Raw genomic sequence first — 16,807 nt, 5'->3', positions numbered from 1 at the left:
TAACTAATTTATCTTATATTAATCTTAAAAATAATCCTTTTAAACTTTAAAATTAATATTCTAATTCATTTAAAAGGATTATTTGTTTTATTATTTAATTAATTCCCAGAAAGCTTTATCCTTCATATATATAGGCCTATCATTATCTCCCATCTTAACTAAACTATGATGTTTATTTAAACTTTTAATTTTATTACAAATAATCTCTTGATCACTTTTATCTTGAGCATTAAATATATATTTTGCATCTTTAGGATTTATTTCTGCAACATTATGAACTATCCAAGTTAAAATGTAATCTGAATATTTATTTTCTCCAGTAGAAAAATGACTTAATAATTGAGTTGAAAGTATTGTTCCTACTCCAAACTCTCTGCCTTCTTTAAGTATTTTCTTTAGTGTTTCAAAATCCTTACTTAAGAAATTATCTGCTTCATCAACCAATATCATCTTGTTTAATTGTCTTAGACTACCATTAATTTCACTATGCCCATAAGCTTGCATTTGTGAGTAGAATAAATCTAATGTTATAGCTACAACTAAGTTTTGAATATCTGGATCGTACCCTGATAAATCTATTACCGTTACCCCATTAATTAATTCAAATAAACTCTTAGTATTAAAAGCGTCTGACTCAAATATTTCAAAGTCTATTAAGTTACTAAATGCAGCGTAAAGACTATCTTCCTTTAAGTCTTCTCGATTAACATAGATATCATAAACATCTTTTAATGTAGGTGCTGGTTTATACCATGTATCAGGATCGTTTTTAACTATTCCTTTCTTCTCATAAGCTTCCATTATTAAATCTCTTAATAATGTTTCTTGTTTAATTCCAAGACCAAATGCTTTAGCTAATGTAACTTTTAAACTATTTGCTGTATGAAGTGGTAACATTGGCTTTGAGTTTTTAGCCTTAATAATAGATAAAGGATTAAATGGTAAATGGTATAATTCATATACACTAGCATTTGTTGCTTCTATAAAATCTGTTTTAGACTTATTATAGTCTCCCTTATAATCAAAAATTAATATTCCAATATCTTTACCACCTATATTATATTTTGATTCTCTATAAATTTGAGTAATCATTGATTTAGTAAATTGAGTTTTGCCTGTTCCCATAGTCCCAATAATACCAGTATTTGTATGAAAGACCTTATTTGTATCATTTGGATACCAATAAATTTCTTTGTTATTCCTTTCGTTAACTCCAAATAATATCTGTATATTCCTTTTCTCATCATTTCTTTCTGTTATATATGGGTTTTCAGTTTCAATTACTGTAGAAACTGGTTCATCACAGCTTTCAGATCCACTTTGTACTATTTCTTCTTGAGTATATCTAGGTTTGTCATCAATAATATTAGGAACTATATCCTTAGGTTCTGTACCTTCTATATTAATTCCAGCAACAATTTCTCTAATTTCTTTAACACTCTTAGTTATAAAATTTATTCCATCTTCTTCTGACATTTCTATTACCATAACTTCATCTTCTATTTTAATATCATTAAATGTTACACACTTTTTAAATGATATTACTGCCGCTTTTCCTATTGAATTATCAAAAGAATTACTTATTTGATATTCTTCATTAAGTAATCTTCTTCTTAAGTCAGAATCAATAACTTTTATCCAATTTTCTTCATCACAAACATTATATAAATTTAACTTTTCAGCACTAGTTATAACTAATTGCATTAAGAAATTTCTATAAACTTTTTGAGTAGCTGTTAAATCACCATTTTCATTTGATAATAATGTTTCATTAAATATCTTTTTAGTTGATTTCGCTTGTTCAATTCCCTTTTGTATATATGTTGAACTATTTTCTCCTATTTTCACCTCAACAGGATAATAATGAACAAACACTTCATTGTTTATATTTTCAATTCCAACAAGTAAAATATCATCACTTGTTGCACCACTATCAAATCCTAAATTCTTAGCTGAGAAAAATCCTTCACTTTGCTTTAATCCAGCTCCACCAGATACTCTTAACACCTCTTCTAAAGATATAGGAACCCAAATTATATTATCTTTCTTAAACTCAGCAAGTGCTAGCTTTATTGCAGAAAGTATACTTATCTTTTCTTTAGGAAAATATGATTTGCTTGATAATAATCTTAATAACCAATCACCATTAACGGCATTAAACATATTTATTACCGCCGGTGAGTAATCATATGCATTTTCTACTCCTTTTTTAGTTAAAAACTCTTCTATAACTCTTTGATATGGACCTGACTTTCTTGTAACAGTTATAGCATCATACCCCCCTGCTGTAGTATATTGATCACTATAATGAATAATAAGTAAATCTTTAGCCTTAGGATCATTTTTAAAGAAATTTAAATCAACCTTTGGATCTATAAAAGTTATCCAGTGACTTGCATCATATATTTTGTCTAATGTAGATTTACTATTATTAGGTACTGATATAGCTTTACATTGATTACAATTAAATGGTTCACCAGCTGAGCAAGCATTAATTGCATTTAATCTTGTTGCTATATTCATTACTTTATTATCTGTATTTGCATACTTCTTTCCAAATCCAGTTCTATATGAATCACCTAAAAATACTGAAGGTACTCCTGAAATCATTCCATTTAATATAATCCCTGATGGTATATCATCCATAATAGAAGTAATTTTTTTAGCCTCATTATTCATTTCTAAGAAAGTTATATGTGCATATTCTATTCCTTCTTCTAATTTTTTTGTATAAAAATGCACTTTTTCTCTATAAAGATTTAATACATCTTCCTCAGACATATGCTCAACCTTAAGATCTAAATTATAAATTTCTTTTAAACTATTAATATTTTCATTAAATGCAACTTCTTCAAATGCATTAGTTATATTTTTATTTGAATATATAAATAAATCCATAGGTAATACTTCTTTACCTTTATCACCCTTAAGTTGCTTTACATAATACTTAAATATACCTTGAAGTATTTCTTTACTATCTCCAGTATTAATTAAGTTAATTCTAATAGGGGCATTATTGCCCATTTCAAACATATATTTAAAATGTCCTACAAACTCCTCTATTTTTTCATTAACTAACTTAGAAACAAAATCTCTAGAACTCTTATATCTTGGAAGCTTTTCATCTACATAGTACTTCCATTCAGGCGTATGCTGTTGCTCCATAGGTATATATAATTTATCATTTTCATCAACTATATAAGGTAAAAGATATGTTGAAGTAAATTTCTTTAATACTTCATCAGCCATTATTTCATCACCAATAGAATTATTTAGATGTAGTTGATATGCTATATTTAATGGGTGTAATGAAGTAAATATTAATTCTCTATCTTCAATTTCTCTTTTTATTGTTCCTATTTTAAATAAATTCTTCTCGGATTGTGTTAAGTAAGAACCTTCTTCAATATTATCTAATGATTTTATATATACACTAATAAAGCTTTCATATAAATCCTTTAAATCATCATTTAAATAAGTTAAACTTGGTAACTTTTTAGATACTTTATAATACTCTAATATGTTAGAATAAGCCTTCTTAACATCACTATTTACATCTAAATCTACAGCCTCAAATCCATATACTGTTTCAGTAAAACTTAAACTACTCATATCTATTATTTGTTTTTCTAAATTTAAGTTTTTTCTAAATTCATCTCTAGCAAAGTATTCTCTAGTACCATGCTGCAACTTATTGTCTCCTATCAATTTAAAATCGCAATTTTTTTCTCTTTTTAGCTTCCAAACTTTGAATCCTTCTATAGGTACTATTTTTTCTGTAGTTCCAACTATTCCAATGGGAACTTGTTCACCCTCTATTTTAAGATTAAATCTAATTAAATCACTATCATTTTCATATATAAAATTTTCACTTATCTTAATATTTAATTTTTCGTCACTTTCAATATTTATAATATCATTATTAGAATCTATTTGATAATTAGTTACGTTTCCCTCAGCAAACTCATTAAAAGTTATAGAAGAATCATTAGTATTAACTGATATATACTCTTCATTCTTTTTAATTACTATTGAAAATCTAGATTTTATACTTTCCAGGTATTTTTCATTACATCTAAGCATAACTATTTTAAATTCAAACTTTACTTTTTCATCTTTATAAATAACCTTATAAAAATTAGATTTTCCCTCTATATCTTTTATTGTTACTTTTAATTTTTTACCAGAAGTTGAGACTTCAACCTCTCCTTCAGGTTTTTTAATATATTCTTTCTTTAAAAAATTATCAAATACGAACTCTAAATCTATTGATTCAGATCTATTTTCATTAAATACTATTATATTTCTTATTCTAGATTTTGACTTTGATGGTCCTTCTTCTTTATCCCATTCCTGAGATGAAGATAAATATTCCAAAGGAGTAATCTGTTTCTTCTCATCAACTGATTTTCTTACATCTCTATACTCAACATCTTTCCAATCGCTACCTTTAAGTTTATCTATACCTTTTTCTTCAAAGTATTTTTCTAATTGAGTTTCTGGAGTACCATAATTATGTATTTCATCAACTCTATTAAAATATAATGCATTATCTTTTATTCTATTTCTTAATTCTTTTCCTTCAAATTCATTTAATTTACTATCATAAAATAAACCAAAGTCTCTATATTGTTCTTTAGAAATACATCCTCTATTCAAAATATCTAAAACTTCTCTATATTCAAATATAGAATTGCTATCTTGGAATAGATTATTCTTTTTTCTCTCTAAATCCATATTAATAATTTCTCTATCGACTTCAGTAAAAGAAGAACTTTCTAACTCTGCTTTAATATCATTTTGTATAGAGTCTATATGAAATGGCATTCCTTCTTTTGAAAAAGATTCTGTTCCCCCCATAATACTATCTAAAGTAGTATTATGAATAAATAAAATTGCTTTCGTTTCATATCCCACTTCAATACCAACCATATTTCTTAATCTAGTTAAAAAGTCTGGTTGAACATTATCTATTGTTGCTGATACTATCAATTGAACTCCATTAAAATCTAATTGATATGCCTTATATTTAACTACTCCATTTGGATCTTTATATTCATACTCTTTATAATACGTATTGTCTTTTAATTTCTCATATAATTCCCTTACTTCTTTTTCTTTCTCAAATTGAATATTATACTTTGATCCAGGGGTTAAAGGATTAATTCTAAAAAAACTTATTATTTTTTCTGCTAAATAACTATAAAACTGATCTGACATATTGTGCATCCCCACTATCTGATTTCTTTTCTAATAAATTTAACTTTTCATATAACAGTACAATTTTTGCTTTCGAGTCTCTATCAAAGAATATTCCTCTTAATTCAAACTCATCAAACAATTTATTAAGTTTCATTCTTCCTTTGTTATTAATACATATTTTAGTTATTAAAATAATATCATCCTCTGTCATATTTAAATTATATCCTAGTTGACCTCTTCTCTTAGCAAAATTATCATATACAAATCTTACAAACCAATTTCTATATGCTTCATATGCTCTTGTTCTACTTGACTTTATAAATTGATATTCTATTGCATCAAATAACTTGTATACATATTTAAATCCATTTGCTTCTGTTTCTCTTTCTATCTCTTTAAAATCGTCCCATGGCTTATCTTTTATTTGACCTGTATAAGCATCCAATACAGCTAAGACTTCATTTTCTATATGACATTTATCACTTTTATTAAATATATCAGCTAACTCGATATATCCTAATTGCCTATCTATATTATGATAATTTAATAATTCTAATGTTATAGCATGAGAAAATAATGAATTTACGCTTTCTTTTATATTTTCCCATCCTAACTGATAAGCAGTTCTATTTTTAGATGTACTTTCCCAAGATAATGTATAATAAAGCTTATCAGGAGTAGTAACATCAGCCTTTTCAAACTTCTTAAGTTTCATTACTAATTGAGAAACGTAAAACATATAATAATATTCCAAGAATCTCTTTAATGAGTTCTTATATAACTCTTCATTACTTAATAAAAATTTTAAATCTTTTATAAATAATTCTCTTACAAATGGTAAATAACAATTATATTCATCTGCGGCAAATTCCTTATCCTTTAGCTCTGGCAATGCATTTAACACTAATCTATATAAAACATTGTCTATTTCTCTATCATAATGAATGCTAACATCTTCACTTAAGCTTTTATCAAATAATGCTGAGAATAAAAATTTTGCGATTTTTTCATCTGCTGAAGTAGCTGAAATATAATTTATTGTTTTTATATCAAAATCAACTAGATTATTTCCATCTATAAACATAGTTCTTACAATATCCTTAAATACTTCTTTACTAGAACTACCCTCATATTCTCCTATTTGTTCTGCTATTTCATTAATTAATTTATCTGCATTAAATTCGCTCTTTAATTCTTTATTAGATATCATCCTTGAAAATGCACCAACAACACCTGAAAACTCAGATACTAATGTTTTTTCATTAGCTGCATAAGGTAAAAGTTTATATCTTCCACCTTGCTTATGAGTTAAACCTTTCTCGGTAAATTTAAAAGCCGTACTTATTTCTTCTAAATCTAACTTATATTTAAATTCTTCACACATATCTAAATCTCCACAAATCTATATATTTCAAATTCATCATCAAACTCTAATCTATACTTCTTATTAATCTCTCTATTTTTCTCAGCAAATGTTAATTGACTATTTTGAGATCCTGCACATTCTAATTTATTTATGAACTCAATAAATTTAATAAAATGATTCTTATCCTTTTTGTTTGGCCTATAACCTTTTCCAACTCTTATTAATAATTCATATAATGAATAGTCTATATCTATACCACAAGAACTATCTAAGTTACCTCCTCGATATCTAATATCCATTTCAGTTAAAAATTTTATAAGCTCAGTATCCATATTAATCGGTAAGTTACTTGCATCTGCTTTTAATTCTAGCAGTTCACTTACTTTATATTTAACTTGTTTCTTGCCAACAAATATATTGATATGATTCTTTTCAGATTCACCATTCCATTTTAAAATTCCTTCTTTAATTTCTCCATATAGACCAATAAGCTTTCCCTTATCACCTTTATTCCAGTAGTATAAATACTTTATAAAGTTTTCATATACTTCATCTTTTAATGTGAATAAATCTCCTTTTCCACAAAGATAATAGCTTCTTATGAATAATTTTAATAAATTAGGTCTTATTCTTCTACCTTCTAATTCATCAAAATTAACATTATACACTTTATCTATATAACCTTTTGGGTAGTCTATATAATCATCAAAAAATTCAATTAACTCTATTGAGTTATTGAATTTAATTATAAAATCATCAACTTTTTCATTTCTTACATTTAAAGGGTCTAAAGTGCTTAATGCATTAAATATAAATGATAATTCTTTATGATCAAAAAGTATATTTGGTATTAATGAATTTACATACTCTTCATTTTTAAGTTTTCCTATTTTATCCTTAAACATAGGTGAATTAACATCTATATATGATCTTGCTATTATTAAATCATACATAAAGTTTAATAGTGCTCTTGTTGAAATTATTATTTTTTTCTTTATGATACATTGAACTAATAAATCTACTATTGCATTTTGAACATTATCCTCACTTATTAATTCATAATTCGATTTAACAGGGCATTTATCCTTATTTTTACAATTGCTACAATTTTCTTTATATGAACTATAAAAAATATTTATTTCTGATGGGTTTGTTATTTTGTTTATTAATTCTTTTATATACTTTGATTGTACTTTTCCATCTTTTAATGTATATAAATTATAATCACTAAAGTTAATAAATTGAATATTACTAGATGGATCAAATGTATTTTCAACTATGCTTTTTTCTAAAATCTTTTTGTTTTCAACATATTCTCTTAGTTTAGTAAATCTATGTCTATATTTTTCTGAGTCAATAAAATTATTTAATGTTCCTAAATTAATAGCTAATATTAATTTTTCAGTACTTGTCTCAATTTTTTCATCACTAAAACTATCTAAAATATCATTTAAAGTATCCATTGATGTTTTATTTGGCTCTAAACTTTCGGTTGCATCATTATATAATTTTATTCTTTTATCCATGATATCTGGATATTTATTTTTAAAATAAGAAATAATATGTGATTTACCATCACCAACACTACCACAGACTAAAATCAACTGAGCAAACTCGTGTCTATCAGCAGCTAATATTATTTTTTTTAATTCCTCTTGGGCATCTCTATTAACATGCATATACTTTTTAAAATGACTAAATGTATTTAATCCCTCTACAGCTTCTCTTGATGATTCCTTTAGTTTAGATAACTCTTGTATAAGACACTCTTTATTTACTTCATTAGCTTCTTTAATATCAGAAATATGTTCCTTAAAATTTATATTGTTAGTTATTTCTTTTTCATCATCTTTATTGCTGTCTTCTAATATACTTTTTTCGTCATTTTTCTTATTTGAATGTATAAGTGATTCTACTTTCACCATTAACTTCGTTAATAAGTTTGACTCTTCTTTTATCTCTTTATTATCTAAATCTGGTAATGGATCTTTATATAAAGGGGAATTAAAATTATAATCTACATATGTTTCTATAAACCAACATATAATTTTAAAGATATATTTATGTATACTTAGTGCAATTTGCAATTCTCCTTCAATAGCTTCATGTGCTGCTTTATTAGCATTAACTCTTATTTGGAAAAAATAATCATTAATATCATTTGGAAATACATCCGCAAATTTTAGTTTACTTAACCTTTCTGCTAAATTTAAAGAATTTAATTCTTCCATATTTTCGTAATTAGCGATCTCTTTACTCAATAATTCTATAAAAACTCTTGATTTTAATATGACACTATGGGGAGATATAAATACTAAACTATCAATATCTTTTCCTAGACTATAGAGTTCTTTATAATCACTTTCTAAATATTTTAAAATATCAATTTCCAACTTAGTACTTCCTTTCAGGTTTATTCAATTTATATAATCCAATATGACAAGTATATCATAATTGTTATATTTTTCTACATAAAACTTACCATATTTATACTAAAATATAATGTTATAAATTTGCATTTGATAAACATTTTAACTTTTAGCAATAAATATATATTTATTAAGTTATATTAACATTACTTATTTTCCATACTTTCCCTATATATTATTCATAATTATTATTTAAAACATAAATATTATATTTATATTATATACACAATTTGTTTATATAGTTATATATTAGCATATCTTTCATAAATATAACAAAAAATCTTTATCTCTCAACATTGAAAGATAAAGATTTCTATAGATTTCTTTTTACATGAAACTATTTAATATAGAACAACAATTCATTATAATCTATTCCATATTCATCAAAAATAATTCTTAATGTTTGGAGTTTAGATTCTGTACTTAAATTCTTCTCTATATAAACATTAGTTGCTATTTTATATGGATTTCTAAAGCCTTTGGGCCCATTTGAAAATCTTCTATTTAAGTATTCTTGGCTAAATTCTTTTTTAGTTAATCTTATAAATGGCATAGGATTTATTTCATATAATATTGAGCAAATACTTTCATACAATTCTGTCCAGCTTTTAACTTTTATGTTTTCATCCCTAAAGACAAATTTATCAACTTTTGTATTTGTAAAGTCATCTTCATCTTCTAAACTAAAAATGCTATTATTTCCATCTTGGAAACTAAAGTTACTTATAGGATATTCCCATATGTTAGTTGCTATTTTAAATAATTGATTAGCTCTAATATTTATTGTTTCTTCATTCCATTCATTTATTTCTGTTAGGTATTTATTTAATTTTAATCTGCTATCCTTAAATCCCTTTTCCATATCTCTTTTTTCAAGGAAAGGTTTATTCCCTAAATTAGAGTTATAACCTGTTAAAGTTAAATTTCCTATTGTTCCTATATATTTAGAATGAATATCTAAATAATTTTCTCCTAATGAATTTTTCCATGAAGGACTTAATGATTGAGGCATAATGTGCTCAATGCTTAACTTTTTATCATTAATTAGATTTTCTATATCTACTTTTTCATTGTTATCATAGTTTTCTAACTGTTCTAGTAAATAAACTTTATTTTTACTCTTCCAGCTATAAACATCACATTCTATGAAATTCAATTTAAATTCTTCTTCATTAGGGAATCTTTGAGATGCTTTTTTATTACTTAATATGTATTTGAATATCTCTAAATAATTCTCTTTATAGTTTGTAACTCTTTTTATTTCTTTACTTAAATTCATAAAGACTTTATTTAATGCATTTGTAGGAGCTTTACATATTATCCTCCTGAAAATATAAGATTCTATTGTTTTTAGAATTTCAATTAACTCTGACTTATTTATTTCATTATTATTATAGTCATCAAGGACTTCTAATAAGAATGGATAAGATACTGTAACTTCTAATTTATTTATATTCTTAATTACTATATTTGCTTCCTTTATATCTGTATTGCTTGTTATAAGTGATTTATAATATATCGAAAACTTTAACATATCCTTTAAACAATCTTCTATATCAGTTTTACTTTCTTCAATATATCTCTTAAAACTCACATATATCTTGTTTATATTAGGAATTTTATTTTCCTTCATAGTTAAATAATCTCTTATAAATTGTGTTACAGCATAATTAGTATTTTTTTCAACCTTATTCCAGTAGTTATTGTATAGTTCTTCCTGCTTCTTAGAGGGTTGATTCATTAAAATAAAATTTCTTACTTTATCTGCATCTGTTAAATCTAAACCAGTTGAATTAAGACTTTCAAATATAAGTTGAGGATCATCTTCCCCATTTTTAAGTTCGATTTCTACTATTATTAATCTTTCTATAGCTGAATAAAGTTCATCAATAGTAATTTCTCCATCAATTATTCTTTCATAAAAATATTGATAATTTAAAGTTATATTTGATTCTTCTATTAAATCTTCCTTATTAAATAGTTTTTCAAAGGCATTTCTATCTTCCTTAATTGGCTTTAACTTAATCTTCAATTCCTCATCACAATATTGATTTATTAAATATTGATTTAATATTTTTTCCTTAATTATAGTATTTGAACTTAATCGTCCACTATCTAATAAATTATAAATTGCAAGTAATAATAATGATATTGTAGTAGTTCTTTGCTGACCATCAATTATCAAGTATTCTCTATTTCTAGCATCATCATTATATATTGAAACTATAGTACCAAAAAAATGTGTCTTATATTTATTTCTAATCATACTAACTAAGTCATCATAAAGCTGCTTACATTGTTCCTTTTTCCAATCATAGTTTCTCTGATAAACTGGTATCACAAAATTAGTGTCTGATGATTCTAAAAATCTTATTAAGTATTTTTCATTTGCTTTCATTTTATATTCCCCTTTATACCTATTAATAATTATATATTATCATAGATAATTGTATTCAATTAAAAAACTTCATCTTATGATTGCTTTTATAAATATTATATCATAATAACATTAAATATAATAATAAATGGCTAATAACATCTATTAACTCTTCTTGTTCTTAGGCTTCTATAATATTTGTTTAATTTAATGACACTAACTACTTATATTTTAATGAAATTTAATAGCCCCATTATCTATAACTTCATAAAAAAAGGACATATATCCCCTTAACAGAGAATATATGTCCTTTTATATATAGTTCTATTATTTCTTTATTAGTTTTAGAATTTAAAATACTTTTTCTAAATTTATCATGCTATCAGTATTAGGTTCCTATTCCAAAGTAAAGGATGCAAGACTTGCACTTCCCTGACCTGTATAGGTGAAATATAATGCTTGAATTCCATCAGGTATTACAATATCAGATGAATATTCCTTCCAGACATTTGAAAAACCAATGGATATTTTTCCAAGAGCTGGGCCATTCCAAGATGTTTTTACTTCAAAGTCACCAGAAGCATATCCACGGGTTTTAATCTTAACTTTCTTGATACCTTTGCAATTAAAATACTTAAAACCAGCTGTGGCAGACTCCTTCATATTAGCAATATATCCTATTTCTTCGTCACCATCTTTTCCATCTTGAGTTATCTTAGGAAATTGGTTATTCATCCATGATGCTGTAAAATCAGTATATAGAGACTCTTCTTTACAAAATAGATTGCAAGCCAAATAGGCAGGATATTCTCCGCGTCCTTCCAATGGTCCATCATTGGCACCACAGGAAGTCATTTCCACCTGAGGAATTCTTCCATCAGGCAAAATTTCAATTTTCTCCATGCAGCCCTGTCTACTAAAGTTAGTTCCATTGGTATGTCTATGGTAGAAAATATACCATTGCCCATTAATTTCAACTATGCTTCCATGATTATTGCCACCGTAAAACATTGGTTTTTCAGCTGGCTTGTAGGAGCTAATATGAAGATCACTATTACTTATAATGACTCCTCCGTATTTAAAGTCCTTAGTTGGATATTTACTTGTAGCATAACATAGCTCATGCATGGAAATAGAAGAATATATAAAATAATAAGTATCTCCATGTTTTCTAATGGATGGAGCTTCAAAAAATTCAAAACCTTCAAAGCCAGAACCTTTACTATAAGGTTCACTTGGTACAATAATCACTGGATCTTCAATAATTGTCAGCATATCTGAACCAAGTACTGTGGCCATAGCTCCACTTCTTGATTTGTCACCTCTTGAACAAAAACCAGTATATAAGTAAGTCCTGTCTCCTTCTCTAAGTACACCTGGATCAAATTGAGGTTCGTCTCCCTCCCTATTTCCAAGGTATGTGCCATCAGAGTATTGGACATATCCATAAAATTCATATTTACCTGCTGGTGTATCACATACAGCAACAGAAACAATTGAACGCTTGCTGTCTACATAATATAAATAGTATCTACCGTCAGGTCCTACTGCAACATCTGGAGCATATAGACAACTATCACGGTCTTCATTATTTTCAACATCAGTAGCTTTTAAGATAACACCTTCATAACGCCAATCTGCAAGGTTATCTACTGGTGCAGACCAACACACATAATCATTTAAACAATATGCATATCCATTAAAACGATCATGAGATCCATATACATAAACTCTGTTATCAAAAACATATGGTTCCCCATCAGGAATATACTCCCAAGATGGCAAATAAGGGTTAAATCCTTGTTTTTTCATTTTTTATTCTCCTTTTTGTGTAATATATTTTTAAATATGTGTAAAATTCATACAACTTTTATTTTGCTATTTAAAAAGCACTAAAGCAGGCAGTTGTAGTTATGTCAACCTATAAGCATTTATTTAAATGAAAACTCAAATTTTTGTTTGCCTGTTACTTGGAATGGTCCAGGAACTGCCATTATGCCACGTGAATTTCCAAAGAAGTCTATATTAAAACAATATTGTGTTCCATCAGGCTTTTCAAAAAGCTGTTCTGTTTGGAATCCATAACCCAGTATATTGGTAGTTATAATATCAGCAGTATTTTCCATAAGCATTTCAGGATTTGTTATATTAATAATGACCTTTTTCTCTTCCCTGTCAATTTCATATTCAATTCCTGAATCTTCGTATAACTTAGCTCCCTTTTCTTTTTTATAGGCAAGGGCTCTATTGAAGTAAACATTATTTTCAATATATACTGCTAGTGGATCTGGATTGGAAAGGCTTGCATATGCTGGTTTTTCATCCTCCTCATTATTATCCACTTCATTTTCATTTGGTTTTGGTGACTTGCTGTTGGATGCAAGCATTTTTTGAATTTTATCCCATGGCTTCACATCATCAGGACCTGGACACTTATTATAAACAGCTGTTCCTACAGGATATGTTAAAACTGGGCTAGCAAATGGAGTTATTTCTTCTGGCTTTAAAATATTATTGCCAAAAAATGCTTCGAAATAAGGCTCATCTGAGCGTGTATCCCCTTTTTCTCTAAGGAAAATATTATTATAATAACGATCATCCCCACCTATAAATCTTGTCATCCCAGCAACAGAGGTGCTATGTGGAACATGATAAGGTGTATGCCTGTTCAATTCATTTCCAATGGATATTGTTCCAGCTAGGAGATTATGAACAAGGGCACAACTATGACTAAGGGTTTTGAAGGCATGACCAGAAAGTAAAATATTATGGTCTATCATCGTTGGCCCATGACTCACTTCAACTAATATATCTTCACTGTCATTTCCAAACATAATATTATTACTAACACGGGTTCCTTGAGCTTGCCAATCTAACCAAACTCCTCTAAATGAATCATGAATCACATTATCTTTAATAATTGTATCAATGGCTGCATGTAGCTTGATTCCTCCAACCTCTGCACCTTCAAATTCTCTTTTATGCCTTATATCATAGATGTGATTGTTTTCAATTAAACTAAAAATACAGCCTAAATGTCCCACAATTCCTGCTTGACCACAATTATATATAAGATTATTACGAACAATATGGCTACCTATATTGTCCTTATTCCAACCATTATTAAGTGCTCTGAAGATAACTTCCTGCTCTCGCTGATGACCCATTTTGGTGTGAAGATTAGACCATTCATTTTGCCCTGTGCTCTCTTCTTTTCCAAGACTTATTCCACTGCAGCGAGAATCACTGATAATATTATTTTCAATTATCCAACCCTTACTCCAGTGAGGTCCGATGAGACCTTCTTGTAAAGCGGTTGGTGGTGCCCACTGAGTAGCAGCTTGTCTCATTGTAAAACCACGAACTGTTATGTAGTTACGTCCTGGATTCACAGGCCAAAAACAGAAAGGGCGCACATTTATCTCAACGTTTCCTTTTGTGGGGTTTTCTCCTTGGAAGTTTGCATAGATGGTAGTATTGCAATCGTCTACATCAGCATACCAAGTATATACGGAAAATTCTGGTTCCAGGGATGTTTCTGACTTTTTCGGATTTCGTACTACATCTATAGAAGTCGCTTCATACATAGAGTGTCCATTAAGATAAACATCTCCTAAATGAAAAACTCTATCAGATTTAAATAACCAATCTCCAAATAAAACTTCATTAAAAGGATTGAAATCCCCAAAAAACTTATTATCAATAACAGTCTTCCATATATCTCCGTCTCTTTCCCATTCAGTAATAACCTCAGCACCGGTAATAATTACATTTTCACCTTCAGCTGCCTCATAGGTTATTCTCTGTGCGGAAGTTCCGCCACTTTTAGGACTTACCCATTCTCTATAAATTCCCTCATGGACAGTAATAATGTCACCTGGTTTTGCAACATAAGCTGCCTTGCCAATAGTTAAAAAGGGTTCCTTCTCTGTTCCAGAATTTAAATTGCTACCTGTCTTTTTAACATGATAATTCATGCTTCCAACCTCCTAGTTAATTTATATAACTCTATCTTATATGAGATTAGAAAAAAAACAATGTATTATATTATAATGTATTATATTATCCAGTTCTCCAAGATTTTTTATATAGTATGTGATTTTGTTACAGTCTAATTTGAAGTATTATCGTAAAATAGGCAATGTGAAAAAATCTATATTTTTAGGAGGATTATAATGACAAAACAAACAATTAGAAGGAAGGCTTATGTTGATACAAAATATTGTGTTGCTTGTGGAGTCTGTGAAAAAGTTTGCCCTTTTGGAGCAATTTCTGTCTATAAAGGAATTTATGCAGATGTTACCTTAGATAAGTGCGTGGGTTGCTCTAAATGTGCAAAATCATGCCCTGCTTCTGTAATCGAAATCAAAGAGGGGGTAGTTCAATAATGAATAAAAAGAAGAAGAAAAAGAATTGGTATGATTATCTTTGGATTGGAACTATAGTGTATTTTACTTTAGGACTATTTAATATTTTATTTGCTTGGCTAGGTTTATTATGTTTTACTATCCCTTTAATAATTAGCTTTACTAAAAAGGACAAAGCTTATTGTAATATATACTGTGGCCGAGGGCAATTGTTAGAGATTATTGGTGCAAAATTTTCTAGGAATAAACCTATTCCTAAGTTTTTAAAAACAAAGTGGTTTAGATATGGATTTTTAATATTCTTTTTAACTATGTTTGTTAATATGTTATATGTTACAACCTTAGTATTTAGTGGAGCTACAGAATTAAAAGAAGTTATAACTCTTATGTGGACATTTAAATTACCATGGAAGCTTACGGATTTAACAAATGTTACTCCATGGATTGGTCAATTTGCTTTTGGTTTTTATAGTATGATGCTTACATCTACTATTCTTGGTTTTGTTACTATGTTTTTATACAAGCCTAAATCTTGGTGCGTATATTGTCCTATGGGAACTATGACTCAAGGTATATGTATTGTAAAAAGTAAAATTAAATAAAAATTGATTACGGGGTAATATTTTTATAAATATCAATAAAATAAAAAGGCCAAGATATAAACTTGACCTGAAATTATTGTATATTTATTTTAAATTATGTTATAATATTAGTAAGGAAAGGTCAAGTGTTACATTTGACCTATGGCTTATGATATGTTTAAAGAAAAAGTAGCTTTACTTTGCGAGTGTGGGCTACTTTTTTCTTTTTGGATCTTTATCTTCAGTTACAGTTAATTCAGCTGTAACACCATCTATACTTTTATCAACTTTCGTTGAGAATTTCTTTCCAAATACAATTGAAACTATAGCAACTATAGTTACACTAATTATAAGCAAAGCCTGTATAAATTCTGACATAGATACCACCTTCTTTCTTTGTATAAATTGCCATAGACAATTTGTAACACTTAACCTAAGAAAGAAGGATAACTTACCATAAGTTTCCTTACCTTACTATTATACCA

At 27.5% G+C, this 16,807-nt stretch carries 9 protein-coding genes; 2 read left to right on the top strand and 7 right to left on the bottom strand.

Going from position 1 to position 16,807, the window contains the following annotated elements; all coding sequences use genetic code 11:
• Positions 1-90: 90 nt before the first annotated feature.
• The 6 genes from dptH to ACFYH6_RS09300 all read right to left on the bottom strand — a co-directional run bounded on the left by dptH (position 91) and on the right by ACFYH6_RS09300 (position 15,351).
• Positions 91-5,220: a DNA phosphorothioation-dependent restriction protein DptH gene (gene dptH / locus ACFYH6_RS09325; RefSeq protein ID WP_416178446.1), complete on the bottom strand. Its 5,130-nt coding sequence runs from the start codon at positions 5,218-5,220 to the stop codon at positions 91-93.
• Positions 5,201-6,586 carry a DNA phosphorothioation-dependent restriction protein DptG gene (gene dptG / locus ACFYH6_RS09320; RefSeq protein ID WP_321129572.1) on the bottom strand — a complete coding sequence of 462 codons (1,386 nt, stop codon included), beginning with the start codon at positions 6,584-6,586 and terminating at the stop codon, positions 5,201-5,203. The genes dptH and dptG overlap by 20 nt, the downstream gene beginning before the upstream one ends.
• Before the next feature lie 2 nt (positions 6,587-6,588).
• Complete coding sequence (gene dptF, locus ACFYH6_RS09315) at positions 6,589-8,961, bottom strand: DNA phosphorothioation-dependent restriction protein DptF (protein ID WP_416178445.1); 2,373 nt, start codon at positions 8,959-8,961, stop codon at positions 6,589-6,591.
• 373 nt (positions 8,962-9,334) lie between these two features.
• Complete coding sequence (locus tag ACFYH6_RS09310; protein WP_416178444.1) at positions 9,335-11,395, bottom strand: DUF262 domain-containing protein; 2,061 nt, start codon at positions 11,393-11,395, stop codon at positions 9,335-9,337.
• Between the two features lie 375 nt (positions 11,396-11,770).
• Complete coding sequence (locus ACFYH6_RS09305; RefSeq protein ID WP_416178443.1) at positions 11,771-13,186, bottom strand: family 43 glycosylhydrolase; 1,416 nt, start codon at positions 13,184-13,186, stop codon at positions 11,771-11,773.
• Positions 13,187-13,305: 119 nt separating this feature from the next.
• Entirely contained in the window at positions 13,306-15,351 is a 2,046-nt protein-coding gene (locus ACFYH6_RS09300) for a right-handed parallel beta-helix repeat-containing protein (RefSeq protein ID WP_416178442.1), read from the bottom strand.
• 198 nt (positions 15,352-15,549) lie between these two features.
• On the opposite strand from ACFYH6_RS09300, the gene ACFYH6_RS09295 reads away from it, so the two are divergent.
• Both ACFYH6_RS09295 and ACFYH6_RS09290 read left to right on the top strand, forming a co-directional pair.
• Complete coding sequence (locus ACFYH6_RS09295; RefSeq protein WP_316342587.1) at positions 15,550-15,762, top strand: DUF362 domain-containing protein; 213 nt, start codon at positions 15,550-15,552, stop codon at positions 15,760-15,762.
• Positions 15,762-16,343, top strand: a complete 582-nt coding sequence (locus ACFYH6_RS09290; RefSeq protein WP_416178441.1) for a 4Fe-4S binding protein — start codon at positions 15,762-15,764, stop codon at positions 16,341-16,343. Before ACFYH6_RS09295 ends, ACFYH6_RS09290 begins: the two co-directional genes overlap by 1 nt.
• A gap of 192 nt (positions 16,344-16,535) precedes the next feature.
• Here the strand turns inward: ACFYH6_RS09290 and ACFYH6_RS09285 are convergent, their stop codons facing one another.
• Positions 16,536-16,700, bottom strand: coding sequence for a hypothetical protein (locus ACFYH6_RS09285; protein WP_316342589.1), 165 nt, complete (start codon positions 16,698-16,700; stop codon positions 16,536-16,538).
• Positions 16,701-16,807: the final 107 nt, after the last annotated feature.

This window comes from Clostridium sp. HCS.1 (genome assembly GCF_047900555.1).
In the GTDB taxonomy this organism is placed as follows: Bacteria; Bacillota; Clostridia; order Clostridiales; family Clostridiaceae; genus Clostridium.
The sequence above is the reverse complement of the archived record's forward strand: the minus strand, read 5'-3'. Positions and strand labels throughout refer to the sequence as shown.